We start from the raw sequence: 627 nt of genomic DNA on the forward strand, positions 1-627 counted from the left end.
CGGTACAACAACTTCTGCGCGGATACCACCCTCTATGGCGGCGTCCTCCTGCTGGAACACGATGTTGTCTTCGGCAGGAATCCTGAGGAAATAATGGATAAACGATACAACTCCTCCCTGACGGTGGAAAAGGGTGTGCTGGAAATCACCGGAGGAAGCACGGCCAACGCCTCCAGCTTCACCCTCTCCGGCCCTGGCGCCGTCCTGCGCCCCGGGGAGAGCGCCTTCATCAACACCCACAACGCCGACCTCTCCCACGGCTTCACCTTCGATATGCGCTACCAGCTCCAGGCCGGGCCGGCCTTCGGCCCGGGCCTGATGCTCTCCGCTCTGGAAACCTTCACGGCCGGGGGATACATCGGCGTGGCGGACACGGAAGCCAACGCTCCCTGGTTCTACGCGGACCGCTCCTGGAAGCAGGACCGCGTCTTCCACGTGCTGACGGATGTGCAGCACATCCATGAGGAGGACTTTGACGGGGCCGTCTCCCAGGCCACCGGAACGGCCCGGGTGGATGACCCCTACGCCTACACGGGAACCTGGAGCCACCGGTGGACGGACGCCGACGGAGACGGCTACGCCGAACAGCTCCAGCTGGTCTGGAAGGCGGACGGAACCCCCATCAGC

1 protein-coding gene is annotated in these 627 nt (G+C 64.3%); it reads left to right on the top strand.

Going from position 1 to position 627, the window contains the following annotated elements:
• A partial coding sequence (locus tag WW58_RS09770) for a hypothetical protein (RefSeq protein ID WP_046437281.1) occupies nucleotides 1-627 on the top strand: 627 nt, incomplete at both ends.

This window comes from Akkermansia sp. UNK.MGS-1, from assembly GCF_000980515.1.
In the GTDB taxonomy this organism is placed as follows: Bacteria; Verrucomicrobiota; Verrucomicrobiia; order Verrucomicrobiales; family Akkermansiaceae; genus Akkermansia; species Akkermansia muciniphila.